The 24,790-nt window shown below is 69.9% G+C and carries 25 protein-coding genes and 1 pseudogene; 19 read left to right on the top strand and 7 right to left on the bottom strand.

Features of this window, described 5'->3' with window-relative positions; translation table 11 throughout:
- Positions 1–35: 35 nt before the first annotated feature.
- The gene (locus V5E28_RS15240) at positions 36–455 is read right to left on the bottom strand and encodes a peptidase inhibitor family I36 protein (RefSeq protein ID WP_336207518.1); all 420 of its coding nucleotides are present in this window, start codon (positions 453–455) and stop codon (positions 36–38) included.
- A 211-nt stretch (positions 456–666) separates the two neighbouring features.
- Here V5E28_RS15240 and V5E28_RS15235 point away from each other — a divergent pair.
- Positions 667–759, top strand: a pseudogene (locus V5E28_RS15235) (DJ-1/PfpI family protein); the annotation flags it as partial.
- Between the two features lie 208 nt (positions 760–967).
- On the opposite strand, the gene V5E28_RS15230 reads toward V5E28_RS15235, so the two are convergent.
- From V5E28_RS15230 to V5E28_RS15220, 3 genes are read right to left on the bottom strand one after another with little or no spacing between them, the layout of a single operon-like run.
- Positions 968–1,738 carry an SDR family NAD(P)-dependent oxidoreductase gene (locus V5E28_RS15230; protein ID WP_336207517.1) on the bottom strand — a complete coding sequence of 257 codons (771 nt, stop codon included), beginning with the start codon at positions 1,736–1,738 and terminating at the stop codon, positions 968–970.
- On the bottom strand, positions 1,735–2,742 hold the full coding sequence (locus V5E28_RS15225) for a DUF4432 family protein (RefSeq protein ID WP_336207516.1): 1,008 nt from the start codon (positions 2,740–2,742) through the stop codon (positions 1,735–1,737). Before V5E28_RS15225 ends, V5E28_RS15230 begins: the two co-directional genes overlap by 4 nt.
- The gene (locus V5E28_RS15220; RefSeq protein WP_336207515.1) at positions 2,739–3,908 is read right to left on the bottom strand and encodes a DUF4185 domain-containing protein; all 1,170 of its coding nucleotides are present in this window, start codon (positions 3,906–3,908) and stop codon (positions 2,739–2,741) included. The genes V5E28_RS15225 and V5E28_RS15220 overlap by 4 nt, the downstream gene beginning before the upstream one ends.
- A gap of 165 nt (positions 3,909–4,073) precedes the next feature.
- Between V5E28_RS15220 and V5E28_RS15215 the strand changes: the two genes are divergently transcribed.
- The 6 genes from V5E28_RS15215 (at position 4,074) to V5E28_RS15190 (ending at position 11,545) form a co-directional block, all read left to right on the top strand.
- Entirely contained in the window at positions 4,074–4,742 is a 669-nt protein-coding gene (locus V5E28_RS15215; protein WP_336207514.1) for a YoaK family protein, read from the top strand.
- Between the two features lie 71 nt (positions 4,743–4,813).
- Positions 4,814–6,229 carry a serine hydrolase domain-containing protein gene (locus V5E28_RS15210; RefSeq protein WP_336207513.1) on the top strand — a complete coding sequence of 472 codons (1,416 nt, stop codon included), beginning with the start codon at positions 4,814–4,816 and terminating at the stop codon, positions 6,227–6,229.
- Between the two features lie 9 nt (positions 6,230–6,238).
- On the top strand, positions 6,239–7,849 hold the full coding sequence (locus V5E28_RS15205) for an ABC-F family ATP-binding cassette domain-containing protein (protein WP_336207512.1): 1,611 nt from the start codon (positions 6,239–6,241) through the stop codon (positions 7,847–7,849).
- Between the two features lie 150 nt (positions 7,850–7,999).
- The gene (locus V5E28_RS15200; RefSeq protein ID WP_336207511.1) at positions 8,000–8,803 is read left to right on the top strand and encodes a hypothetical protein; all 804 of its coding nucleotides are present in this window, start codon (positions 8,000–8,002) and stop codon (positions 8,801–8,803) included.
- Positions 8,804–8,962: 159 nt separating this feature from the next.
- Positions 8,963–10,354: an RNA polymerase sigma factor gene (locus V5E28_RS15195; RefSeq protein WP_336207510.1), complete on the top strand. Its 1,392-nt coding sequence runs from the start codon at positions 8,963–8,965 to the stop codon at positions 10,352–10,354.
- Between the two features lie 78 nt (positions 10,355–10,432).
- The gene (locus tag V5E28_RS15190) at positions 10,433–11,545 is read left to right on the top strand and encodes a C40 family peptidase (RefSeq protein ID WP_336207509.1); all 1,113 of its coding nucleotides are present in this window, start codon (positions 10,433–10,435) and stop codon (positions 11,543–11,545) included.
- Positions 11,546–11,549: 4 nt separating this feature from the next.
- Here the strand turns inward: V5E28_RS15190 and V5E28_RS15185 are convergent, their stop codons facing one another.
- The gene (locus tag V5E28_RS15185) at positions 11,550–12,044 is read right to left on the bottom strand and encodes an inorganic diphosphatase (RefSeq protein WP_336207508.1); all 495 of its coding nucleotides are present in this window, start codon (positions 12,042–12,044) and stop codon (positions 11,550–11,552) included.
- 86 nt (positions 12,045–12,130) lie between these two features.
- Here V5E28_RS15185 and dacB point away from each other — a divergent pair, with 86 nt between their 5' ends.
- The 11 genes from dacB (at position 12,131) to V5E28_RS15130 (ending at position 21,738) form a co-directional block, all read left to right on the top strand.
- Positions 12,131–13,552, top strand: a complete 1,422-nt coding sequence (gene dacB / locus V5E28_RS15180; RefSeq protein ID WP_336207507.1) for a D-alanyl-D-alanine carboxypeptidase/D-alanyl-D-alanine endopeptidase — start codon at positions 12,131–12,133, stop codon at positions 13,550–13,552.
- Between the two features lie 24 nt (positions 13,553–13,576).
- Positions 13,577–14,653 carry a zinc-dependent metalloprotease gene (locus V5E28_RS15175; protein WP_336207506.1) on the top strand — a complete coding sequence of 359 codons (1,077 nt, stop codon included), beginning with the start codon at positions 13,577–13,579 and terminating at the stop codon, positions 14,651–14,653.
- 22 nt (positions 14,654–14,675) lie between these two features.
- A complete protein-coding gene (gene tilS, locus V5E28_RS15170; RefSeq protein WP_336207505.1) occupies positions 14,676–15,677 on the top strand; it encodes a tRNA lysidine(34) synthetase TilS in 1,002 nt (333 codons plus the stop codon).
- 10 nt (positions 15,678–15,687) lie between these two features.
- On the top strand, positions 15,688–16,239 hold the full coding sequence (gene hpt, locus V5E28_RS15165; RefSeq protein WP_336207503.1) for a hypoxanthine phosphoribosyltransferase: 552 nt from the start codon (positions 15,688–15,690) through the stop codon (positions 16,237–16,239).
- Positions 16,240–16,477: 238 nt separating this feature from the next.
- On the top strand, positions 16,478–18,469 hold the full coding sequence (gene ftsH / locus V5E28_RS15160) for an ATP-dependent zinc metalloprotease FtsH (protein ID WP_336207502.1): 1,992 nt from the start codon (positions 16,478–16,480) through the stop codon (positions 18,467–18,469).
- Positions 18,466–19,044: a GTP cyclohydrolase I FolE gene (gene folE / locus V5E28_RS15155; RefSeq protein ID WP_336207501.1), complete on the top strand. Its 579-nt coding sequence runs from the start codon at positions 18,466–18,468 to the stop codon at positions 19,042–19,044. Before ftsH ends, folE begins: the two co-directional genes overlap by 4 nt.
- 92 nt (positions 19,045–19,136) lie before the next feature.
- Positions 19,137–19,988, top strand: coding sequence for a dihydropteroate synthase (gene folP / locus V5E28_RS15150; protein ID WP_442945816.1), 852 nt, complete (start codon positions 19,137–19,139; stop codon positions 19,986–19,988).
- Positions 19,985–20,431: a nuclear transport factor 2 family protein gene (locus V5E28_RS15145; protein WP_336207500.1), complete on the top strand. Its 447-nt coding sequence runs from the start codon at positions 19,985–19,987 to the stop codon at positions 20,429–20,431. The genes folP and V5E28_RS15145 overlap by 4 nt, the downstream gene beginning before the upstream one ends.
- A complete protein-coding gene (gene folB / locus V5E28_RS15140) occupies positions 20,421–20,786 on the top strand; it encodes a dihydroneopterin aldolase (protein ID WP_336207499.1) in 366 nt (121 codons plus the stop codon). Before V5E28_RS15145 ends, folB begins: the two co-directional genes overlap by 11 nt.
- Complete coding sequence (gene folK, locus V5E28_RS15135) at positions 20,783–21,286, top strand: 2-amino-4-hydroxy-6-hydroxymethyldihydropteridine diphosphokinase (protein ID WP_336207498.1); 504 nt, start codon at positions 20,783–20,785, stop codon at positions 21,284–21,286. The genes folB and folK overlap by 4 nt, the downstream gene beginning before the upstream one ends.
- A complete protein-coding gene (locus V5E28_RS15130; RefSeq protein WP_336207497.1) occupies positions 21,283–21,738 on the top strand; it encodes a DUF3180 domain-containing protein in 456 nt (151 codons plus the stop codon). The genes folK and V5E28_RS15130 overlap by 4 nt, the downstream gene beginning before the upstream one ends.
- On the opposite strand, the gene V5E28_RS15125 is transcribed toward V5E28_RS15130, so the two are convergent.
- Positions 21,739–22,842, bottom strand: coding sequence for an acyltransferase family protein (locus V5E28_RS15125; protein WP_336207496.1), 1,104 nt, complete (start codon positions 22,840–22,842; stop codon positions 21,739–21,741).
- Positions 22,839–23,984, bottom strand: coding sequence for an NADH-quinone oxidoreductase subunit D (locus tag V5E28_RS15120; protein ID WP_336207495.1), 1,146 nt, complete (start codon positions 23,982–23,984; stop codon positions 22,839–22,841). Before V5E28_RS15120 ends, V5E28_RS15125 begins: the two co-directional genes overlap by 4 nt.
- A 121-nt stretch (positions 23,985–24,105) precedes the next feature.
- Here V5E28_RS15120 and V5E28_RS15115 point away from each other — a divergent pair, with 121 nt between their 5' ends.
- The gene (locus V5E28_RS15115; protein WP_336207494.1) at positions 24,106–24,786 is read left to right on the top strand and encodes a DoxX family protein; all 681 of its coding nucleotides are present in this window, start codon (positions 24,106–24,108) and stop codon (positions 24,784–24,786) included.
- Positions 24,787–24,790: the final 4 nt, after the last annotated feature.

The following is a 24,790-nucleotide window of genomic DNA, read 5'->3' as shown; positions in this document are numbered from 1 at the left end:
CGGTGGACAGGCCCGGAAACCGGCGCAGCTCCGGGTCAGCGGCACCAGATGTCGATGGAGCTGGTGCGGTTGTTGCCGATGGCGTTGTTGGCCAGGAAGCCGTCGTTGGAGTCGTGCAGGAACGTGCTGTGCGCGCCGGTGAAGTAGGCGTGCTGCCACAGGGTGATCGGGCAGCCGATGCGGTTCCTGACCGAGCTGGTCTCGTTGTTCATGCTGTGCCAGGAGTTGCTGTAGTCCCAGTTGAGCCAGTTGTTGTCCTGCAGATTGGAGTCGTCCTGGACGAAGTCGCGCCAGTGGTCCATCTGGCCGCGGTTGTAGTCGAAGCCCGCGTACAGGCAGACGCGGCCGCCGTAGCAGGTGGAACGCGGGCTGGCGGTCGCGCTCGCGGCCGGGAGGACCAGGGTGAGCAGGGCGGCCGCGGCGACTGCGCCGGCGACTCGGGTGGAAAGCCTCACAGGGGTTGCTCCTTGATCGGTAGAGCCGTCTGAACAACCCGTAACCTAGCGTGGCCGTTCGCATGCGCATCGTCATGACGCGCGCCGGTGGGTAAAGGCCCGCCGAGCTGGGATGGCGTAAAGCGCAATGGTCGTGTCATTGACGCCATGACGCGCCCTGATCAGCATGAAGGGTATGAAACGGCGGATCGTGATCGTGCTCTACGAGGGCGCGTCGGTCTGCAGCGGCGCGTTCGTCCTGGCCGCGGCCGGGCTGCTCGACGGCAGGCGGGTCACCACGCACTGGCTGGTCGCCGACCGGCTGCGCTGCTCGAGATCACCGACCACGCCCTGGGCAGGGTGGCCCGGGAGTCGGGGCTGGGCAGACCCGAGACCCTCTACCGGGTCTTCCGCCGCAACCTGCGCGTTTCCCCCGGCGACTACTGGATCGGAGCGGCCCACGAGCACACCCGCTGGACGACCTCGGTCTGCAGCGGCTCGTTCCTGCTCGGCGCCGCGGGCGGGCGGCGAGCCTACTCGGGTAGCGCCGCCGGGTTCCTGGCGAGCAGCCCGCCGTCGACGCGGTGCTCGGCTCCCGTGATGAACGACGAGCGCGGGCCCGCCAGGAACGCCACCAGCTCCGCCACCTCCTCCGGCCTCGCCACCCGGCCGAGGGGGTGGGCGCGGCCCCACTGCGCCACCTGCTCCTCCTGCGACAGCTCGCCCCGCCACAGGTCGGCGGCCCAGCGCAGCATCGGCGTGTCCACCGAGCCGGGGCAGACCACGTTCGCCCGGATGCCGTCGGCGGCGTGGTCCAGCGCCATCGCCCGGGTCAGCCCGTTGAGCGCGGACTTGCTCGCGGTGTAGGCGGCCACCTGCGCCTGCGAGGCGAACGCCTGCACCGACGACATCACCACGATCGACCCGCCGCCGCGCGCCTTCAGCCGGGGGACGGCCGCCTTGCAGGTGAGGTAGACGCCCTTGAGGTTGATGTCCATGACCTCGTCCCAGACGTCCTCGGGTGTGTCCACCACCGTGCCGTAACGCTGCACGCCCGCGCACGTGACCACGATGTCCAGCCCGCCGTGCCTGGCCACGGCCAGGTCGACGAGGTCGCGCATGTCACCCGCGCGCCGCACGTCGGCGACCACCCCGGTCACGTGCTCGCTGTCCAGCACCGCTTCCTGGTCGGCGCCGCAGAACACCACGGACGCGCCGCCGTCGGCCAGCCGGTCGACCACCGCCCGCCCGATGCCCGTGGAACCGCCGGTGACCAGCGCCACTTTGCCGTCGAACTCGCTCAAACCAGTACCTCCGCCCGCAACCTCAACACCTTCTTCTCGTACGGTCCCAGCGCGAGCGCGGTCCCGTTGGCCACGGCCGCCGCCAGTCCGTCGGTGGGCATGCTGGAGAACGGCTCCAGGCCGAGCGTGTGAACGCGGCCCCACCAGGGATAGCCGGTGGAGGCGCCGAACTCCTGCCACATCCACAGGTAGGGCAGGACCGAGGCGTCCCATTCCACCCGCAACCCGATGTCCGCGGCTATCTCGTACCATCCCGCGGTGAATCCGGTCAGGTAGACGATGTCGCTGGGTGCTCCCGGCTCCGGGACGACGGCCAGATCCGTCTCGCCGCCGCCGTCCGCCGGGACCACCGGCCACGTCCACGGCCCTCCGGCTCGCACCCTCCGTCCGGGCGGGTTGATCGCGCTCTCGTGCGGGATCACCGTGACGCCCTCCGGCAGCCGGATCCGCGCCCCCGGCCGCAGGAACGGCGCGCCGTACACGATGTGCTGGCCCCACATCGCGTGCAGGCTGACGCCGGAGTCGTTGGCGGCCTGCCCCTCGATCTCCAGCGCGGCCGATCCCGACCGGAGCCGGAAGGTCTTCTCCACCCGGTACGGCATCCGCCTGGTGCGCACGCTGAGCCGTACCGCGACCTCCTGCTCGGAGTCGGCCACGACCTCGCACTCCCACGGCAGGCCGGCGACCTCGCCGTGCTGGGCCAGCCGGGCGCCCCGGTATTCGCTGGGGGCGCCGCCGTTGGGGAAGATCTCCTGCCAGCCGCCCTCGTAGTGGTCGACGAACTGGGCGACGTCGTCGGCGGCGCCGTGCAGGTGCTCGCGCGGCTCGCGCAGTCCCTGGGGCGAGAGCCAGACGAAGTCGGTGTCGGTCGGCTTGTGCAGGAACTCCACCACGTCGCCGCCCTTGCCGGGCAGCACGGTCACGCGCAGCAGCTCGTTCTCCAACACGACCGACCGCAGCCCGCCCAGCGTGCCGTGACGCAGGCGGGCCGCCCAGTTCCTCATCCGAATCTCACGTCGATGAAGCGTGGCCGGTAGATGGAGACGTCCCGGTAGTGGTCGGTGTTCACGAAGCTGTTGACGTTGTAGGAGACCACCAGCCCGTCACCCGCGATGCCGGGGTGGGCGTGGGCGTTGTAGGTGAAGATGTTCCCGCCGGTCTCCGGTGTCGTGTAGACGAGCTGCTTCCCGGTGAACGGGCCGAACGGCGAGCACGAGGCGTAGGCCACGATCTTGGCGCTCAACGCCTCGGTCGTGTCATGAGTTATCAGGACGTAGCCGTTGCCGACTCGGCTGACGCTGTACTCGTTGGCCACCCCGCTCATCATCCGCGCCGAGTCGGCCTCGTTCCGCGACCAGGTGCCGTCGGACGTGCGGAACTCCCAGGAGCCCAGCAGGCTCGTCCCCCTGACGCGGGCGATGTGCATGTATTTCGGCGATCCCAGGTCCTCGACCCCGTAGACGTAGGTGTAGCCGCCGTCCTTGAGGATCCCGGACCCCCACGCCACGCCGTTGCCCGACGGAAGATCGTGCACGCTGATCGGCCGTTCGAGCCTGCCCTGCGCGAACCTGGCCACCACGTTCCGGTGCCAGCGCCAGTCCCAGGGCCCGGTCCCGAACCGCTCGTACTCCTGGTAGGTCACCTCGACCAGGCCGCCGGCCAGCGTCACGTCCCCGGCCCAGAACCAGTGGTTACCGTCGCGCGGAGGCATCACCGCCTTCGGCTCGGCCGCCGTGCCGTCGTGGATGGTACGGAGCCTGCCGTCGCGCTCGACGGCGAAGGAGTTGTTGAGGAAGACGGTCGTGCCGCCCTCCTCCACCACCGGCGGCCGGGAGCCGTCGGCGTTGACCTGGCCGAGGAAGGTGTCGGAGAACACCCACAGCTCGCGGCCGTTGGGCAGGCGCACCGAGTAGGTGCCGTCGGCGCCGGTCCAGTCGTCGAGCCGGCTGTTGTCGTTGCCGTAGGTGGTGAACAGCGTCGTCAGCCGCTGGTCGATGGACGTCCCCTGGAAGGTGGGGGCGCACTTGGAGACGGCCGCCGACGCGGTGCCGGCGGTGTCAGAAACGGACGGCACCGGCTTCGGCGGCGCCGCCAGGGCCTGCTGGGGCACGGCCGTGACAGCGGCCAGTGCGATGACGAAGGGGATGAGAGCTGACCGGAATCGGGCCATCACACGTCCTATGCGGTGGGGGGGGCTCCCTACAGTTCTAGTCATTAGATCACTTACTGTCTAGGGTCCTGTGATCCCTCGACAAGAAGGCGCTCATCTGAACGGATTCGGCAAAAAGCCATGCCGGCAGACCCGTGCCCGCAGCGCGGGCGCGTATGAAGAAGGGTGCCCTTCACGACGGCGAGACGGCCCGACCGGCTGACGGTGGTGCTGATCCTGCTGACCGGCGTCACCGGAGTGGTCGAGGCCGTCAGCTACCTCGGACTCGACCGGCTCTTCACCGCGGTCATGACGGGCAACATCCTGTTCGTGGGCTTCGGGCTGGTCGACGACGCGATCCCGATCGCCGGGTCCGCGGTGGCCCTGGTCGCCTTCTCGGTCGGCGCCCTGGCCAGCCATCGCGTGAACGGCGCGCTGGCCCGCAGGCACCCGGACCGATGGCTCACCTACGCGGTGTGCGGCGAAGGCGTCCTGATCATGGTGGCGGCGCTGATCGCCCTCGGCCTGCCCAGCAACGCCACCCAGCACACGCCGCACCGCTACGCCGTCATCGTCGTGCTCGCCCTCGCGATGGGCTCCCGCAACACCACAGTGCTGCTGGTGGCCGCCCGCGACCTGCCCACGACGGTGGTGACCCGGGCACTGGCGGGCTTGTTCATGCTGCCGTCGCCGGCGACGGCCGGACGCCGCTTCGCCACCGTCGCCGCGATGTTCGCCGGCGCCCTGATCGGTGCGCTCCTCCTCGCCGTGCACCCGGCCGCCGCTCTCGCGGTCGCCTCGGCCGTGGAGATCCTGGCGGGAGCCCTCTGTCCCCGCACCGAGCCTCAGGGCTAGCGGTTCCCCGTAAGAAGGAAGGCGGAGGACCGCAATGGTCCGCGGCCGGACGCCGAACCTACCGTTGACCGGTGCTCGCCAAGACTGTCGCCGCGATCTGCCTCGCCGTCCTTCCCTCCTCCGGCCTCGACGTCACCCCCGCCTCGGTCGACGCGTTCGTCGCCGAATACCGCGAGTCCACCGGACTGCCCGGGGTGGCCGTGGTGATCACCAAGGGGACGGAGGTCGTACACGCGAAGGGGTACGGCCGGACGGCGTCGGGTGATCCCGTGACCGCGGACACCCCCATGGCGCTCGCGTCGGTCAGCAAGTCCTTCACCTCACTCGCCGTCATGCAGCTGGTGGAGCAGGGCGAGATCGAGCTCGACCAGGCCGTACGCCGATACCTGCCCGAGTTCGGGATGGCGGACCCCCGGGCGGCGCGGATCACCGTGCGGCAGCTGCTCCACCAGACGTCGGGCATGGCCGACACGGCGTTCCGCGAGAAGAGCCTGCCTCAGCCCAGCACCCTCGAAGGCGCGGTGAAACGGCTCAGGCAGGCCGAGCTCGCCGCGGACCCGGGCACCGTTTTCAGCTATCACAACACGAACTACCAGGTGGCGGCCCGCCTCGTCGAAGTGGTGAGCGGCCGGCCGTTCCCCGCCTACCTCCAGGAGCGCGTGTTCGCCCCGCTGGGCATGCGCGGCAGCCGCACCATCGACACCGACCGGGACCTGCCGCCCAGCGCCCGCGGCCACCTCTACCTGCTCGGCCGCCCGATCGCGATGCCCGAGCCCACCGGCTTCGGCAACGGGTCGGGCGGGGTGCTCAGCAGCGCGAACGACATGGCCCGCTGGCTGATCGCCCAGAACGGCGGCGGTCTCCTGTCCGCCAGGAGCATCGCGGAGATGCGCACCCCGTCAGCGCAGAACGAGCACTACGCCCTCGGCTGGACCCTCGGCGAGACGGACCGCGGCACCCCCGTCGTCCGCCACGGCGGTGACCTCTTCACCTCCACGGCCGAGCAACTGCTGATGCCCGGGTCCGGCTACGGCATCGCGGTCATGGCCAACACCGGCATGGCCTTCGCCGACAGCGGCGCTCTCACGGACGCCCTGGTGACCATGGTCGAGGGAGGGACGCCGCGGATCCCCGCCTCGCCCTTCCTGATCACCGACGTGGTGTTCGCCCTGCTGACCCTGGCGACCGTCGCCCTGGCGGCACGCGGTGTGGCCCGCTCCCGCCGATGGGCCGCCCGCCGCAGGGGATGGCAGCGCCTGCGCCTGCTGCCGTATCTGGCCCCGCTCGCCCTGTGTGCGGCCATCGCGCCGATCTTCCGCGTGCTCGCCAGGGGCGGCGACATCATGTGGATCCAGGTGGCCTACCTCTACCCGTCGTTCGTGATCTGGCTACTGGCGACGGCCACCGCGTGCACGGCACTCCTCCTGGCCCGCCTCCTCGCCGCAGCACCGGAAATGGGAGTGCGATCCGCGCCGGTGGGCGGATAACCTGCGCGCATGGGCCACGTCGAAGTAGGACATTTGACATACGTGCTGCCCGACGGCAGGCCGCTGCTCAACGACGTGTCCTTCAGGATCGGCGAGGGTGTCAAGGCTGCGCTCGTCGGGCCCAACGGGGCGGGGAAGACCACGCTCATGCGGCTGATCGCGGGCGATCTGCAGCCGGTCGAGGGGAGTGTGGCGAGCTCTGGCGGGCTGGGCGTGATGCGGCAGTTCGTCGGCAGCGTGCGTGACGGCAGCACCGTTCACGACCTGCTGCTCAGCGTGGCGCCTCCGGCCGTGCGGCTGGCGGCGGAGCGGCTGGAGCGGGCCGAGCTGGTGATGATGGAGCGCGACGACGAGAAGGCGCAGATGCGCTACGCGCAGGCCATCACCGACTACACCGACGCCGGCGGTTACGACATCGAGGTGCTGTGGGACACGTGTACGGTGGCCGCGCTCGGCGTGCCGTACGACAACGTGAAATATCGGGACGTGTCCACGCTGTCCGGTGGCGAGCAGAAGCGGCTGGTGCTCGAAGCGCTGCTACGGGGGCCGGACCAGACGCTGCTGCTCGACGAGCCCGACAACTACCTCGACGTGCCGGGCAAGGAGTGGCTGGAGCAGCAGCTCCGCGAGACGCCCAAGACGGTGCTGCTGGTCAGTCACGACCGGCAGCTGCTGGCCAACGCCGCCGACCGGATCGTGACGGTGGAATCCGGCAACATCTGGATCCACGGCGGCGGGTTCGGCACCTACGCCGAGGCCAGGAAGGCGCGTAACGAGCGGCTGGACGAGCTGCGCAGGCGCTGGGACGAGGAGCACGCCAAGATCAAGACCCTCGTCAACATGCTGAAGAACAAGGCCCGCTACAACGACGGCATGGCGGCCGCCTACCACGCGGCCCAGACGCGGCTGCGCAGGTTCGAGGAGGCGGGCCCGCCCGAGGAGGCGCCCAGCGACCAGAACATCAGCATGCGCCTGCGGGGCGGCCGCACCGGCAAGCGCGCGATCATCTGCGAGCAGCTGGAGCTCACCGGCCTGATGCGGCCGTTCGACCTGGAGGTCTGGTACGGCGAGCGGGTGGCGGTGCTCGGCTCCAACGGCTCGGGCAAGTCGCACTTCCTGCGGCTGGTCGCGGGCACGCCGGTCGACCACACCGGGGTCGCCAGGCTCGGCGCCCGCGTGGTGCCGGGCCACTTCGCGCAGACGCACGCCAGGCCGGACCTGATCGGCCGCACACCGGTCGAGATCGTGATGACCGAGCACGCCAGGCTGAAGAACGAGGCCATGAAGACACTGGCCCGCTACGAGCTGGCGGGCCTGGTCGCCGAGCAGCGGTTCGACACCCTGTCGGGCGGTCAGCAGGCCCGGCTGCAGATCCTGCTGCTGGAGCTGTCGGGCGCCACGCTGCTGCTGCTCGACGAGCCCACCGACAACCTCGACCTGGCCAGCGCCGAGGCGCTCCAGGACGGGCTGAACGCCTTCGACGGCACCGTCCTGGCGGTCACCCACGACCGCTGGTTCGCCGCCGACTTCGACCGCTATCTGGTGTTCGGTTCCGACGGCACGGTGTACGAGTCGCCGCAGCCGGTCTGGGACGAAAGGCGCGTCGTACGCCCCCGCTGAAAGGCGGTCCTCGTAAAGAGGGCCGCCGATGGCGCGGTGTCGCTAAAAGGCCGTCCTGCTAAAGAGCGGGCGTACGATCCCGTTAAAGAGTTGGTACGGGCGGCGCGTGTCATATGCCGGTCGTGCCCATGAACCGGTTATCACGGCAAAGTGATCCCGTGTAGCCGAACCGTCAGCCTCCTCGCACTCGGGGCGATCTGCCTCGCCGGGTGCTCGTCGGAGGGACCGTCTCAACAGCAGCAGCTCAAGCCGCTCACGCTCAAGGAGCAGGCGTCCAACGTCGTCAAGTCAGCCGACGGCTACGCCGTGAACTGGGCCGGAGTGCTCTCCAACGCCAACCCGTGGCACTTCGGCGAGCACGTGGTCGCCACGGTCATCGGCCGGGACGCCGGTGGGCGGGAGGTGGTGCGGATGGACCAGCCGCTGGACGCGGTGCCGCCGGGTGGGTCGCTGCCCTTCACCGGCCAGGCGAGCGCCACCGAGAAGCCGGTCAAGGTGACGATCGACTACCGTCCCGCGCAGTGGCGGCCGGCCGCCCGCATCGCCTCGGCCTTCAGGCCTTTCCCGGTCTCGCGGGTGCAGACGCTGCGCCAGAAGGACGGCTCGTACCTGATCACGGGCTATGTCGGGAACCCGTACCAGCTTCCGGCGAGCAGCCTGGTGGTCAACGTGCTGCTCCGGGACAAGGCGGGCAAGCTGCTCGGGGGCGGCAGCACGTTCGTGGACGACGTCAAGGCGGGCAGCCCGCCGCGGTTCATCCTGACCGTCGCGGGGCTGCCCAAGCAGACCGCCGTGGCGAAGACCGACGTCAGTGCCCGGACCTGGGGCTCGACCGGGCGGCCCTTCGAGGATCTCGCGCTCGGCGGGGCGGTGCCGCTGCACACGATCAAGCCGACCAGCGAGCCTTTCCAGGTGGACCGGGGCAGCCAGGCGCTGACCGGCCGCGCGCAGTGAATCGCTCAGGAGATAGGCCAATAAATCGGGCATCGACATGCCATTGTCGGGCTATTCACGTACAAAGGGCGAAGCGGTTTATGGCCTCCAGGTGACAAGGTATGGCTATCGCGTGGAAACGGTAGAACTGCAAGTTACCAATCCATTACCTTCGGTTACATGAATGACCGCGTCCTGGTCGAGGCGCTGCGCGCGGGCGACCCGGGTGCCCTCGCGGCGATGTACGACACGCATGCCGAGAGCATCTACCGATACTGCTGGTCCCTTCTCCACGACACCGACAGCGCCCAGGTGGCGCTCCGCGACACGCTGATCGCTGCGCAGGCGCACGCCGCCTCGCTGGCCGATCCGGGCTTACTGCGCCCATGGCTCTACGCGCTGGCCCGCGGCGAGTGCCTGCGCCGGCGGATGGCCGCGCCGCCGGGCACGGCCCAGGTCCTGGACGGCGCTCCGGCGCCGGTCGACCCGGGCGACGGGGACCTGCGTGTCATGGCCTGCGACGCGGTGCGGAGCCTGCCTCCGGCCGACAGCGAGATGCTCGACCTGGCGGCCAGGCACGGGCTGTCCATGCCGGAGCTCGCCCGCGTGCTCGCGATCCCGCCGCGGGACATGGAGGCCGTCCACGACGAGGCCCGCGACCGGCTGCGCGACGCGATCACCGCGGAGATCCTGGCCAGGAAGGGCCCGTACGACTGCCCGCAGCGAGGCCGCATCCTTACCGGGTTCACGGGAGACCTGACGCCCGACATGCGCGCGCAGCTCGTCGCGCACCTGCCGCGCTGCGAGACCTGCTCCCCGCACCGCACGCGCCAGGTGTCGACGGCCAAGGTGTTCGAGCTGCTGCCCCAGGTCAAGCTCCCGGACCCGCTCCGGGTGCGGGTGCTGAGCTGCTTCGTCGACCCGGAGCTGTTCCTCTACCGGCGCTACGTGGCCCGGCGTTCGGAGGCGCTGGACGCGGCCGGATTTCCCGTTCCCGGCGACAGGATGCCTCGCAAGTGGCCTCGGGCGCTGGCGGGCACGGTGGCGGCGGTCGCGACCGTGGTGGCGATAGCGCTGATCTTCGACTATTTCGGCAAGGAGGTCGGCGGCCTGCCCAGAGTCGCGACGGTGGCGTTCCCGCCCGCGGGTGACCCGCCCGGTGTCACGCTCCCCTGGCAGTCGCGGCAGCGGCAGGAGCGGGGCACCTTCGAGCCGATCCTCGACAGCACGGCCACCCGACCGTTCGGGGCGACCCCCACGACCACGTCCACGACCACGCAGGTGAGGCTGACCACCACCGGCCCTCAGCCTCCCCTCTTCACCCCGATCGGCCCGGTGCCGTCGCGCAGCTCCCACGCCGCCGACCCGACGCTGCGCCCGGGCGAGCCGCCCTACAAGCCGCAGGTACCGGTCCCGACGCCCTGCCCGACGACCACTCCGCCGGCCACGCCCACCGCCAGCCCGGCACCCCCGCCGACCAGGCCGCCGACGAGCCCGCCGCCCCAGAGCGAGTCTCCGACGGCCGTTCCCAGCCAGACGCCCCCGACCTCGCCGGCCGCGACCGCCTCCTAGTTTTCGGGAGTGATGTCACAGGTGTGCGTTTCGTAACTGTAGGGAACTGTGTGCATAGAGTGACCGCGGGGGGATTCTATGCACGTCCGAGCCGGATTCCTGGCGGCCTGTCTGTTCGTCGTCCTGTGCCCGCCGGTCTACGCCGAGCCGGGGCCCTCGCCGCGGGACGTCGCCAGGGCGCGACAGGCCGTACGAGAGCGTGCGAAGGAGCTGGGCACGGCGGCGGCCGGGCTTGCCACGGCGCAGGCCCGCCTCGACGAGCTGGCGGCCGTGGCGGAGCGGCTGGTGGAGGCCTACAACGGCGAGCTCGTCCGGCTGCGTCAGGCCGAGCAGGCGCACCGGCAGGCCGTCGCGCGCTCGACCGCCGCGGACGCCGAGGTGGAGCGGGCCCGGCAGTCGGTGGCGGTGCTGGCCGCGCAGGTCTACGGCGGGATGGGCCTGGACAGGGAGATCATCGGCATGCTCAGCGACAGGGGCGGCGCCGACGGCTACCTGCACCGGGCGAGCGTGCTCCAGCAGATCGGCGGCGAGCGCGCCTACCTCCTCGGCCGGCTGCGTGACGCCCAGGAGGTCGCCACCATCCTGCGCACCGGCGCGGACCGAGCCCGCGCCGCACAGCAGGCAGCCGCGGACCGCGCAGCCAACGCCAGGACCGCCGCCGAGGCCGCGGTGGCCGGGCAGCGCCGCGACACCAGAGTGCTGCGGGCGGAGCGGGACTCGCTGCGCCGGCGGGTGGCGGCGGCACGCAGCCGGGCCGACCTGCTGGCCAGGCGGCGGGAGGCCGTCCTGGCCCGCGTCGGGCTCGGCGTTTCGGCGAGCGGCTCGGCCATGGGCGACGTGGCCGCCAACTGGGCGCTGACCCAGCTCGGCAAGCCCTACCTGTGGGCGGCGGACGGCCCGTCGAGCTACGACTGCTCAGGGCTCACCATGCGGGCGTGGGAGCGTGCGGGCGTGCGGGTCGACCACTGGACGGGCACCCAGTGGACCTCGGGCCCGCACGTCCCCCTCGACCAGCTCCGCCGCGGCGACCTGCTGTTCTTCGGCCACGACAAGAACGATCCCGCGACCATCCACCACGTGGGGATCTACGTCGGGCAGGACCTGATGGTGCACGCCCCGCAGACCGGCGACGTCGTGCGGGTCGCCTCGATGTGGAGAGGGGACCTGGTGGGCGCCACCAGGCCCCGCTGACGGCTCAGTGGTCGTAGCCCTCGTCCTTGGCCCGCTGGAAGGAGCGCTCGATCTCCGCCTGGGCCTCGATGCGACCGACCCAGTTGGCGCCCTCGACCGACTTGCCCGGCTCCAGGTCCTTGTAGACCTCGAAGAAGTGCTGGATCTCCAGCCGGTCGAACTCCGGAACATGGTGGATGTCCTGGATGTGAGCCATGCGAGGATCGGTGGAGGGGACGCAGAGGACCTTGTCGTCGCCGCCCTTCTCGTCGGTCATCCTGAACATGCCGACCGCCCGGCAGGTGATGTAGCAGCCGGGAAACGTCGGCTCCTGAAGCAGCACCAGCGCGTCGAGCGGGTCGCCGTCCTCGCCGAGCGTGTGCTCGATGAAGCCGTAGTCGGCGGGGTACTGCGTGGACGTGAACAGCAGCCGGTCCAGCCTGATTTTGCCGGTCTCGTGGTCCACTTCGTACTTGTTCCGTTGCCCCTTGGGAATCTCAACGACAACGTCGAACTCCACCGCGGTTCCTCCGCTCGAACCCCCCAGGCATCCCCGGTAGGGCGTTAATGTCTCGTAGGCGAACTCCAGAAGAGAGGTCAGGCGACGTGGCGCGGCACGAGCGGTTGGTGATGCTGACCACTCTCGTCGTGCTGCAGGTCGTGACCATCGTCATCGGCGTCTACGCGATGAACAACGACCTCAACCTGAGCGCGCTGACGAGGCAGTCACCACCGACCGAGCCGACCGCGTCTCCTGAAGGGGTTCCCCCCGTCCCCGTGGTCACCGCGGGGCCAGTGCTGGCCCAGCTGCCGGTGAGATCAGGAGACGGACCTCTCCCGACCAAGGGTACTTTGACGCGACAGCTCACCGATGCGCTGGGTGACAAAGCGCTCGGCAGCCGGGTCGGCGCGGTCGTCCTCGACGCCGCCACCGGCGAGCGGATCTTCGCCGCCAGCCCCGACGCCGGCATCGTCCCCGCCTCCACGACCAAGGTCGTCGCCAGCGTCGCCGCGCTCGCCGCGCTCGGCCCCGACACCCGCCTGTCGACCCGCGTGGTGCAGGGCGGCTCGCGCGACTCGATCATCCTGGTCGGCGGCGGCGACCCGATGCTGGCCGGCCCCCAGGCCAAGCGGTCGACCTTCACCGAGCAGGCCTCGCTCGCCACGCTCGCCTCCCGCACCGCCGCCGCGCTCAAGGCGCGGGGCGTCACCAAGGTCACACTCTCCTACGACGCCTCCCTCTTCAGCGGCCCCACCCAGGCCCCCGGCTGGAAGCCGATCTACGTGCCCGACGGCGAGGTCGCCCCCGTCCACGCGCTGGCCATCGACGAGGGCCGCCAGAACCCCGGCCAGTCGAGGGCGCGCGTGTCCGATCCGCCACAGTTCGCCGCCGACGCCTTCGCCGGGCTCCTACGCAAGCACGGCATCTCCACCGCCAGGTCCATCCGCCGGGCCAAGGCCGCCCCGGGCGCCGCCGAGCTCGGCGAGGTCCAGTCGGCCCCCGTCTACGCCCTCGTCGAGCACACGCTCACCCACAGCGACAACGACCTGGCCGAGGCCCTGGTCAGGCACGTCGCCATCAAGGAAGGGCAGCCGGCCTCCTTCGCGGGCGTCTCCAGGGCCGTGCCCCAGGTGCTCAAGCGGCTCGGCGTGGCCGACGGCATCCAGGTCTCCGACGGCAGTGGCCTGTCCATCCGCAACCGCATCAGCGCCTACGCCATGGCCAGGCTCATCGCCATCGCCGGCGCCCCCGCACACCCCGAGCTGCACGCCGTCGCCAGCGGCATGCCCATCGCCGGCTTCTCCGGCACCCTCGGCAACGGCCGCCGCTTCACCGGCCCCGACAGCAGGGGACAGGTCGGCCTGGTCCGGGCCAAGACCGGCACTCTCAACCACGTGAACACGCTGGCCGGCCTGGCCACCACCAAGGACGGCAGGCTCGTCACGTTCGCCTTCATGGCGGACCGGGTTCCGCTCTACGCGGAGCCGGTGCTCGACAGGCTGGCGGCCATCGTCGCGCGGTCTTGACGAGAAGCACGTACGGTGGATGTCATGCAGGTGATCGACTGGGATCTGGCCGTTTCGACCGGCACGCGCCTGGTGCGCCCCGGTCCTCAAGTAAGTCGCGAGGAGGCCAGGCAGGCCGTCGCCGAGCTCCGCACGCTGTCGCGCGAGGCCGAAGGGCACGTGCGCGAATTCACCAGAATTCACACCGAGACCGCCCCACAACCGGCGACCATCGTCGACCGCCCCGGCTGGATCAAGGCCAACGTCGAGGGCTTCCGTGTCGTGCTGGAGCCGCTCACGCAGCGGGTCAGCAGCGCCGCCAACCCGCCGCCGGCCATCATCACCGCCGTCGGCTCCCGCATCACCGGCGTGGAGGTGGGCGCGGTGCTCGCCTTCCTCGCCACGAGGGTGCTCGGCCAGTACGAGCTGTTCCTGCCGCCGGACCCCACCGGGGTCGAGCCGGCGGGCCGCCTCACGCTCGTCGCCCCCAACATCGTCAACGCCGAGCGCGAGCTCAACGTCAACCCGCACGACTTCCGCCTGTGGGTCTGCCTCCACGAGGAGACGCACCGGGTGCAGTTCACCGGGGTGTCGTGGCTGCGCGAGTACGTCCGCTCGCAGATGACCGAGTTCCTGCTGGCCTCCGACCTCGACCTGCAGACCCTGGTGGACCGCCTGCGCGGCGCCGCCGACACGGTGGCCGACGTGGTCAGGGGCGGCGAGGGCAACCTCATCGACGTCATCCAGTCGCCGCAGCAGAAGGAGATCCTCGACCGGCTGACGGCCGTCATGACCCTGGTCGAAGGCCACGGCGACTTCGTGATGGACGCGGTCGGCCCCTCCGTGGTCCCGACGGTGGCGCAGATCCGCGCCAAGTTCGCCCAGCGCCGCGAGGGCGGCTCCAAGCTCGACCGCACCATCCGCCGCCTCCTGGGCATCGACCTCAAGATGAAGCAGTACGCCGAGGGCTCCGCCTTCGTCCGCAGGGTGGTGGACCAGGCCGGCATGGACGGCTTCAACCGCGTCTGGACCTCGCCCAACACCCTGCCGACACCGGCCGAGATCTCCGACCCGGACGCTTGGATCCGTCGCGTGATCGGCACCCCCGCCCTGCCGAGCTGATCCGCCTGCCCGGCCGGGGAGAATGACGGATGTGGGACCACAACCGGCCGTAGCCGACGTTCGCCGGGCCGTGCGCGAGGCGCTCGGCGAGTCGTCGGCCGGTGGGCTCGTGCTCGCCGCCTGCAGCGGCGGCGCCGACTCGCTGGCGCTGGCCGCCGCACTCGCCTTCGTCGCGCCCCGGGCGGGGCTGCGGGCCGGTCTGCTCACCGTGGACCACCGGTTGCAGGAGGGATCGGCCGCCCGCGCCGCGGCCGTCGCCGCGCTGGCGCCCGAGCTCGGGCTGGCGTTCGGCGAGGTGCTCACCGTCACCGTCGGTACGGCGGGCGGCCCGGAAGCCGCCGCCAGGGACGCCAGATACGGGGCTCTGGCCGAGGCGGCCGGCCGGCTTGGCGCCAGCGCTGTCCTGCTCGGCCACACGCGTGACGACCAGGCCGAGACCGTCCTGCTGGGGCTGGCCAGGGGCAGCGGCCTGAGATCGCTGTCAGGGATGGCCGCGGTGAGCGGCCTCTACCGCAGGCCGTTCCTCGACCTGCCCAGGAGCGCCACGGTCGCCGCCTGCCAGGCGCTGGGGCTCGCCTTCTGGGACGACCCGCACAACGCCGATCCCCGCTACACCCGCGTGCGCGTGCGGTCCCGGGTGCTGCCCGTGCTGGAGGAGGAGCTCGGCCCGGGAGTGGCCGAGGCGCTCGCCAGGACCGCCCGGCTCGCCAGAGACGACGCGGAGGCGCTGGACGAGTGGGCGGAATCGGTCTACCAGGATTGCGCTCTAAGCGATACGGGCGGGCAGGTGACGCTGGCCGTACCGGGTCTGGAGAAAGTGCCCGGCGGCGTGCGGCGGCGGGTCCTGCGGCGGGCCGCCATCGCGGCCGGCGCCCCCTCAGGCGCCCTGTCGGCCACGCACGTGCTCGCCGTGGAGCGCCTGATCACGCACTGGCGTGGTCAGAAGGGCGTGGACCTGCCCGGGGGTCTGTCGGCCGTCCGGCGGTATGGCACCCTGATACTCGCCATCAGTCCCATCGCGTAAGGAACCACAGGTGGACTCTGCCGACATGGGCAAGGACCTGGAGAAAGTCCTCATTGCCGAGGACGACCTCCAGGCCAAGATCAAAGAGCTGGCCGGGCGCATCGACGAGGACTACAGAGGCAAGGATCTGCTGCTCGTCGGCGTCCTGAAGGGCGCCGTCATGGTGATGGCCGACCTGGCCAGAGCCCTGCACGTGCCGGTGCAGATGGACTGGATGGCGGTGTCGTCCTACGGGGCCGGCACCAGGTCGTCCGGCGTCGTGCGGGTGCTGAAGGACCTGGACACCGACATCCTGGACCGCCATGTGCTGATCGTCGAGGACATCATCGACTCCGGGCTGACCCTGCACTGGCTGCTGGAGAACCTCAAGTCGCGCAACCCGGCCTCGCTGGAGATCTGCGCCGCGCTGCGCAAGCCCGATGCGGTGAAGGTGCCGATCGAGGTCAAGTACGTGGGCTTCGACATCCCCAACGAGTTCGTGATCGGCTACGGGCTCGACTACGCGGAGCGTTACCGGAACCTGCCGTTCATCGGGACGCTGGCTCCACACGTTTACAGATAGCAATCTTGGCACTGGCCGGGAACACCACACACCTTGACGTACGTTGGTAGGGCAAGGCCGGTTTAGCGGGCGGTCCCTCCGCGCGCTTGTCCGGTGTACCTTCTGACTCCGGGAGGGTGACCCAGCGTCCCCTTCGGGTAGTCAGAAGTCGCGGCGTCGGATGTCGCAGCCCCGGGGCGCACCCGGGGTTCCAGGCCATGGTCAGGAAGGGACGGGCCCGCAAGGGGTTCCGCATCGGATGGATCTCAAGCGATTTACACGTGGGCCACTGCTGTGGATCCTGGGCATCGTCGTGCTGCTCCTGCTCGTCACCCAGCTCTGGAGCGGCGGCGGCAACTATAAGCAGGCCGACACGTCTACGGTGCTCCAGCAGATTCGCACCGGCAACGTCAGCAATGCCAAGATCATCGACAAGGATCAGCGGATCGAGCTGACGCTGCACAACGCGATCGTCGTCGGATCGGGCGCCCCCACCAAGACGATCCAGTCGGACTGGGTCACCGGTTACGGTGCCAAGCTGACCGACGAGCTGCAGGCGCAGGTCGACGCCAAGAAGACCAAGAGCTTCGCCACCGACGTGCCCCAGGAAAGCTTCCTGGTCAGCCTTCTGGTGAGCTTCCTCCCCATCGTCATCATCGTCCTCATCTTCCTGTTCATCATGAACCAGATGCAGGGCGGCGGTTCACGGGTGATGAACTTCGGCAAGTCCAAGGCCAAGCTGATCACCAAGGACACGCCCAAGACCACCTTCGCCGACGTCGCGGGAGCCGACGAGGCCATCGAGGAGCTCCAGGAGATCAAGGAGTTCCTGCAGGCCCCGGCCAAGTTCCAGGCGATCGGTGCCAAGATCCCCAAGGGCGTGCTGCTCTACGGCCCGCCCGGCACCGGCAAGACCCTGCTCGCCCGCGCTGTCGCGGGTGAGGCGGGGGTGCCCTTCTACTCGATCTCCGGCTCGGACTTCGTCGAGATGTTCGTCGGTGTCGGCGCCTCCCGGGTGCGCGACCTGTTCGAGCAGGCGAAGGCCAACGCGCCGGCGATCATCTTCATCGACGAGATCGACGCAGTCGGCCGCCACCGCGGCGCCGGCCTGGGCGGCGGTCACGACGAGCGCGAGCAGACGCTCAACCAGCTGCTCGTCGAGATGGACGGTTTCGACGTGAAGGGCGGCGTCATCCTCATCGCCGCCACCAACCGGCCCGACATCCTCGACCCCGCGCTGCTGCGTCCTGGTCGTTTCGACCGGCAGGTCACCGTCGACCGTCCCGACCTCGAGGGCCGCAAGGGCATCCTCAAGGTCCACGGTCGCGGCAAGCCGTTCGCGCCCGACGTCGACCTCGACGTCATCGCCCGCCGGACCCCCGGGTTCACGGGCGCCGACCTGGCCAACGTGATCAACGAGGCCGCGCTGCTCACGGCGCGTGCCGACCAGAAGCTGATCACGATGGAGCTGCTCGAGGAGTCGATCGACCGTGTCATGGCAGGGCCCGAGCGCAAGACGCGGGTCATGTCGGACAAGGAAAAGAAGATGATCGCCTACCACGAGGGCGGTCACGCACTGGTGGCGCACGCGCTGCCCAACTCCGACCCGGTGCACAAGATCACCATCCTGTCCCGCGGCCGCGCCCTCGGTTACACGATGACGCTGCCGATGGAGGACAAGTTCCTGGCCACCCGGTCGGAGATGATGGACCAGCTCGCGATGCTGCTCGGCGGCCGCGCGGCGGAGGAGCTCGTCTTCCACGAGCCCACCACCGGCGCCTCCAACGACATCGAGAAGGCCACGGCCGTCGCCCGCCGCATGGTGACCGAATACGGCATGAGCGAGCAGCTCGGCGCCCGCAAGTTCGGCACCGGCAACGCCGAGGTCTTCCTGGGCCGCGAGATGGGCCACGAGCGCGACTACTCCGAGAAGATCGCCTCGACGATCGACGAGGAAGTCCGCCGGATGATCGAGACGGCGCACGACCAGGCGTGGGACATCCTGGTCGAATACCGTGACGTGCTCGACAACCTCGTGCTCGAGCTCATGGAGAAGGAGACGCTCTCCCGCCAGCAGGTGGTCGAGATCTTCGCCTCCGTGGTGGTCAGGGAGCACCGCCCCTCCTACGCTGGCTACGGCAAGCGGCTCCCGTCCGACCGGCCGCCCATCCTGACCCCGAAGGAGCAGTCGGGCAACGGCTCGCTGGCCTCGGGCCACCAGGACGCGCTGCCCTCCGGAGACAGTGCGTGAAGTCGCACGATGTTGATCTGGGACGGATCGAGAAGGCAGTCCGGGAGATCCTCCACGCCATCGGCGAGGACCCCGACCGTGACGGCCTTCTCGACACTCCCGCACGGGTGGCTCGGGCCTACGCCGAGCAGTTCTCCGGCCTCGGACAGGTGCCGGAGGACGTGCTCACCAAGGTCTTCGAGGTCGACCACGACGAGATGGTGCTCGTCAGGGACATCGAGGTCTACTCGACCTGCGAGCACCACCTGGTCCCGTTCCACGGGGTGGCCCACGTCGGCTACATCCCCAACGAGAGCGGCCAGGTGACAGGCCTGTCCAAGCTGGCCCGCCTGGTGGACGTGTTCGCCCGGCGGCCCCAGGTGCAGGAGCGGATGACGTCGCAGATCGCCGACTCCCTGATGCGGGTGCTCGAGCCGCGCGGTGTGATCGTCGTGGTGGAGTGCGAGCACCTGTGCATGACGATGCGCGGCGTACGCAAGCCGGGGGCCAAAACGGTCACCTCGGCCGTCCGCGGCGACTTCCGTACGAGCGACAAGACCCGCTCCGAGGCGATGGCTCTCATCCTCGCCCGCTGACCTGAAGGACCCGTATTCGCGCCCGAGATCGTTATTCGCTAGTGGGGACCCGCGATATCAACAGGTATCGGCTAGCGCCTAGTCTTGAGGCCATGACAAGTGTGCCGGGGCTGGCCGCCGAGGATCGGTGCCTCGTCATGGGTGTCGTCAATGTGACGCCTGACTCGTTCTCCGACGGCGGCCTCTGGTTCGACGAGGCGGTCGCCATCCAGCATGGTCTGGAGCTGGTCGGCCAGGGTGCCGACATCGTCGATGTGGGCGGTGAGTCGACCCGTCCAGGGGCGGCCAGGGTGTCGCTCCAAGAGGAGCTCGCCAGGGTCGTGCCCGTGATCAGGGCGCTCAGCGCCGAAGGCGTGGCGGTCAGCGTCGACACCATGCGGGCGGAGGTCGCCGAGGCGGCCGTGGCGGCGGGGGCGAGACTGGTCAACGACGTCAGCGGCGGGCTGGCGGACCCCGGCATGCCGCGCGTGGTCGCCGCCACCGGCGTGCCCTACGTGGTGATGCACTGGCGCGGCCACAGCCACGACATGGAGAGCCGGGCCGTCTACACCGACGTGGTGACCGAGGTCCGCGAAGAGCTGGCCAAACGGGTCGATCTGGTGCTGGCCGAGGGGGTGTCGGAGGAGCAGATCGTGCTCGATCCCGGCCTGGGATTCGCGAAGAACGCAGGCCACAACTGGTCCCTGCTGGCCGGCATGCCGCGGCTGGCCGAGCTGGGCTATCCGCTGCTCATCGGGGCGTCGCGCAAACGGTTCCTGGGCCGCTTGCTGGCCGGCCCCGACGGCACGCCGCGCCCGTTCAGCCGCAGTGACGACGCCACTCTAGCCGTGACGGCGCTGGCCGCGGAGGCCGGCGCCTGGTGTGTCAGGGTGCACGAAGTAGGTCCGAACGCCGATGCCGTGCGGGTGGCGGCCGCGTGGAAGAGAGCCGGAGCCAACACATGAGCGTCGACACGGCCGCCATCGAGACGGTCAACCAGGACTTCTACACCTCGATCGAGGACGCGGACCTCGACCGGATGACCGAGATCTGGGCCGAGGACTCCGGTGACCAGCAGGTCAGTTGCGTACATCCGGGCTGGACCCTGCTGGCGGGCCGCTCGGAGGTGCTGCGCTCATGGGCGCTGATCATGGCCAACACCACGTACATCCAGTTCGTGCTCACCGACGTCAGCACCACGGTGCTGGGCGACGTGGCCGTCCTCACCTGTGTGGAGAACATCCTGACCGCGGGCGAGGAGGGCGAGTCCAGCTTCGCCGCGGGCAAGGTGGTGGCCAGCAACGTCTACGTCCGCACGGCGCAGGGCTGGCGGCTGTGGATGCACCACGGCTCGCCGGTGCTGCAGGGTGACGACGACGAGGAGGAGGAAGACGAGCTTGAGCGCTGACCGGATCGCGCTGAAGGGCCTGCGGGCCAGGGGAAGACACGGTGTGCTCCCCGCCGAGCGGGAGTTGGGGCAGGAGTTCGTCGTCGACGCGACCCTGTTCCTCGACACCGCGCCCGCCGCCGCGGGCGACGACCTCACCAAGACCGTCGACTACGGCGAGCTCGCCCAGGCGCTGGTCAAGGTGGTGGAGGGCGAGCCGGTCGAGCTGATCGAGACGCTCGCGCAGCGCCTGGCCGACGTGTGCCTGGCCAGCGAGCTCGTGCAGGCGGCCGAGGTGAGCGTGCACAAACCGGCCGCACCGATCCCGTCGCCGTTCGACGACGTGGTGGTGACCATCGAGCGGAGCCGTCGATGAAGGCCATCCTCTCCCTAGGCAGCAACCTGGGCCGGCGCTTCGAGACCTTGCAAGGGGCCGTCGACACCCTGTTCGACGCCCCGGGCCTGGAGTTCGTCAGGGCCTCGCCGATCTACGAGACCGACCCGTTGGGCGGCCCCGAGGGGCAGCGACCGTTCCTCAACGCGATCGTCGTCGCGGAGACCACGCTGCCTCCGCAGACGTTGCTGGAGCGGGCCCAGGGCGTCGAGAACGCCTTCGGGCGGGTCCGCGCCGAGCGCTGGGGACCGCGCACGCTCGACATCGACCTGATCGTGGTGGGCGACGTCGTCTGCGACGATCCCGACCTGACGCTGCCGCACCCTCTGGCGCACGAGCGGGCGTTCGTGCTCATGCCCTGGTCCGAGGCCGACCCCGAGGCCGAGGTGCCCGGCCGCGGCCGTGTCGTCGAGCTGCTCGCGGGCCTCGACCAGCAGGGCGTGCGGCTTCGCGAGGAGCTGAGACTGCAGGAGCCGGATTGAGGCCCACCCGTCCCGGCGTCCTGGTCGCCGTCGTCGTCGTCATCGCGTTGATCACCTGGATGCTGGTCCAGCAGTTCTACTCCGACCTGCCGCTGGTGCCGTGGACCGCGATGCCCACCGTGCTGCTGCTGGCCGTCGGCGAGGCCTACAGCGCCTGGATGACCAAGGCGCGGATCGATCGCAGGCCCGGCACCAAACCGGCGGAGCCGCTGGCCGTGGCGCGTCTGGCCGCCCTTGGCAAGGCCTCCGCCTACGGTGGCGCGGTGTTCGCGGGCGTCTTCGCCGGGTTCGCCCTGCACACGCTGCAGCTGCTCACCAGGGAGACGCCGCGCTCGGAGTTCTTCGTCTCGACCGGCTCGTTCCTGTCATGCGTGGTGCTGATCGCGGCCGCGCTCTTCCTGGAGAACGCCTGCCGCATCCCCAAGGACCCGGAGGAGCGGAGCCCGAGGTAGTCAGCTCTTGTCCTGCAGCTGTTCGACCTGGGTGCGGCGGCGGCCGAAGAGGTAGATGACCGGGAGGGTGCAGATCAGCGGCGCGATGACGGCGATGGGGCGCTCCAGCCACCACCAGAGGTCCGGCGGCACCTCGGGGGTGAGTGAGCCGAACAGCCACCACGACAGGCCGAGCGCGATGGCCATGCCGGTGGTGTGGAAGAGGAACAGCGGCAGGGCGAACCGGTTGATGACGATGTTGACGCGGCTCCAGCCGGGCTTTTCGAGCAGGCGCTCCATCGACGGGCGCAGCACCTCGACCAGGCCGATCTGGAAGAGGAGCAGGGCGACGATGACGAAGGTGGGCGGGGCCATGTTGGACCATTTGTCGCCGGGCACGCCCACCATCGAGCCGGGGTAGATGCCGGAGTAGACGAGGCCGAACAGCGCGAACAGGCCCGTCCACAGCACGCCCACGTCGTAGCGCCTGGGGAGTGCGACGATCCGGTCGTAGAAGAATCCGGCCTGGTGGGCCAGCCCCCACACGATGACCATGTTCAGCCAGCCCACCCACTCGACGCCGTATCGGAAGCGGACCACGTCCACGACCAGGGCGGCTCCGCCGAGCCAGATGAGGGCCAGCACGTCGTACTCGCGGTGCAGGTAGAGGGCGAGCGGCAGGAGCGCGATCAGCACCAGATAGACGCCGAGGAACCACAGCGGGCTGAGCACGAGCAGCACCACCCGCCACATCCACTCCACGTCGAACAGCCACGTGACGAGCGCGCCGATGGCGATCCACACGCCCGACAGGCCCAGCGCCGGGATGGCCAGCGCGCGGATGCGCCGCCAGACGAACCTCCCGATGCCGGTGCCGCGCTCCTGGGCACGGCCCCAGGACAGCAGGTGCACGTGACCGCCGACGTAGAAGAACAGCGGCAGCACCTGTAACAGCCAGGTGAGGATCCACAGGCCGGAGGTGAAACCGAGTGGGCTGGTCGGCTCCGGTCCACCGGATTTCCACTGCAGGATGGTGAAGGCCCAGTGCCAGACGACCACGACGATGAGGCTCAGCGCGCGCAGCCAGTCGACATAGCGGTCACGGCGGACGACGGGGGTGCTCACTTGTCGATGTCACCCACTACGAAGAACATCGAGCCGAGGATGGCGACCATGTCGGCCACGAGATGCCCGGGCAGCATCTCGCGCAGCACCTGGATGTTGTTGTAGGAGGCCGAGCGGAGTTTCAGCCGCCACGGGGTCTTGTCGCCCCTGGACACCAGGTAGTAGCCGTTGATGCCGAGCGGATTCTCCGTCCAGGCGTAGGTGTGGCCCTCCGGCACCTTGAGCACCTTGGGCAGGCGCTGGTTGATGGGGCCCTGGGGCAGTGAGCGCAGCCGCTCCACACAGGCGTCGGCCAGGTCGAGCGAGACCTTGAGCTGTTCGAGCAGCACCTCGAAGCGGGCGTGGCAGTCGCCCGCGCTGCGGGTGACGACCTTGACGGGCAGCTCGGGGTAGGCCAGGTACGGCTGATCGCGCCGCAGGTCGAAGTCGACGCCGGAGGCGCGGGCGACGGGGCCGCTCACGCCGTACTGCATGATCTGCTCGCGGGTGAGCACGCCGACGCCCATGGTGCGGGCGCGGAAGATCTCGTTGCCGAGGATGAGGTTCTCGATGTCGGGGACGCGGCGCCTGGTCTCGGCGACGGCCTCCGACACCCGGTCGAGCCAGCCGAGCGGCAGGTCCTCCTTGAGGCCGCCGACCCGGTTGAACATGTAGTGCATCCGCCCGCCGGAGATCTCCTCCATCACGGCCTGGATGCGCTCGCGCTCGTTGAAGGCGTAGAAGACGGGGGTGATGGCGCCCAGCTCCAGGGGATAGGAGCCGAGGAACATCAGGTGGTTGAGCACCCGGTTGAGCTCGGCCAGGAGCGTGCGCGCCCACACGGCTCTGACCGGCGGTTCCATCCCGAGCATGCGCTCGACGGCGATGACCACGCCCAGCTCGTTGGCGAAGGCCGACAGCCAGTCGTGCCTGTTGGCCAGCACGAGGATCTGCCGGTAGTCGCGGACCTCGAACAGCTTCTCCGCGCCCCGGTGCATGTAGCCGATGATCGGCTCGGCGGTGGAGATGCGCTCGCCGTCGAGGGTGAGCCGGAGCCGGAGCACGCCGTGTGTCGACGGGTGCTGAGGGCCGATATTGAGGATCATGTCCTCGGTGGCCAGCTCTTTCGCGCCCGCTCCGATTCCCACCACGCGTTCCGTCATATGGCAATGCTGCCACCGGGGGCTGTGCTGATCCAGCGCGGGACTCGGTCAAGGAACGGTATGCCGACGCATCCCTTAGCCGGTCACGGGGAGGAATACCGGAAACGGGGGAGAAATCATCATGAAAAGGGTTGTTTTCGACATAGCTGCCCTGATTGCCAGGGTGATCATCGGCGTGATCTTCATCGCGCACGGGTGGAAGAAGTGGCAGGGGGGACTGGGCGCCACCGCTGAGGGGTTCGCCGAGTCGGGCGTGCCGATGCCACAGGTCGCCGCCGCGTTCACCACGGTCGCCGAGACCGTCGGTGGCGCCATGCTGATCCTGGGGCTGGCGGTACGGCTGGCGGCGCTGGCGCTGCTGGTCGTGACGATCGGGGCGTTCATCTTCGTGCACGCGCCGAACGGCATCTTCGTCCAGGAGGGCGGCTGGGAGTTCGTCGGCGCGCTGAGCGCGGCCTCGCTGCTGTTCCTGGCGCTGGGGGGTGGCAGGCTCGGTCTCGACGGGATCCTGAACGCGACGTTCAAGAGGCGCTCGCAGCGGCGCAGGGCCGAGCAGGACCTGGCCGACCACGCCCCGCCCACCTCGCACGACCGTCCGGCGGAGGAATACCGGGACGACACGCAGCCCCTGCACAGGGACCAGACCGGCTACCGCGACGACACGCCGCCCGAACAGCGGCACAACGTGCCGAGGCAGCCTTCGGGTCCCAGATCCGGCGGGCTGAGCGACGAGGACATGCGGGACGTCGACGCCCTGGTCGGTGACGAGCAGACCAGGCCGCCCAAGCCGCCCAACCGCTGACACG

Source organism: Nonomuraea sp. LPB2021202275-12-8, assembly GCF_037044575.1.
In the GTDB taxonomy this organism is placed as follows: Bacteria; Actinomycetota; Actinomycetes; order Streptosporangiales; family Streptosporangiaceae; genus Nonomuraea.
This window is presented reverse-complemented; position numbering and strand designations above follow the sequence as displayed.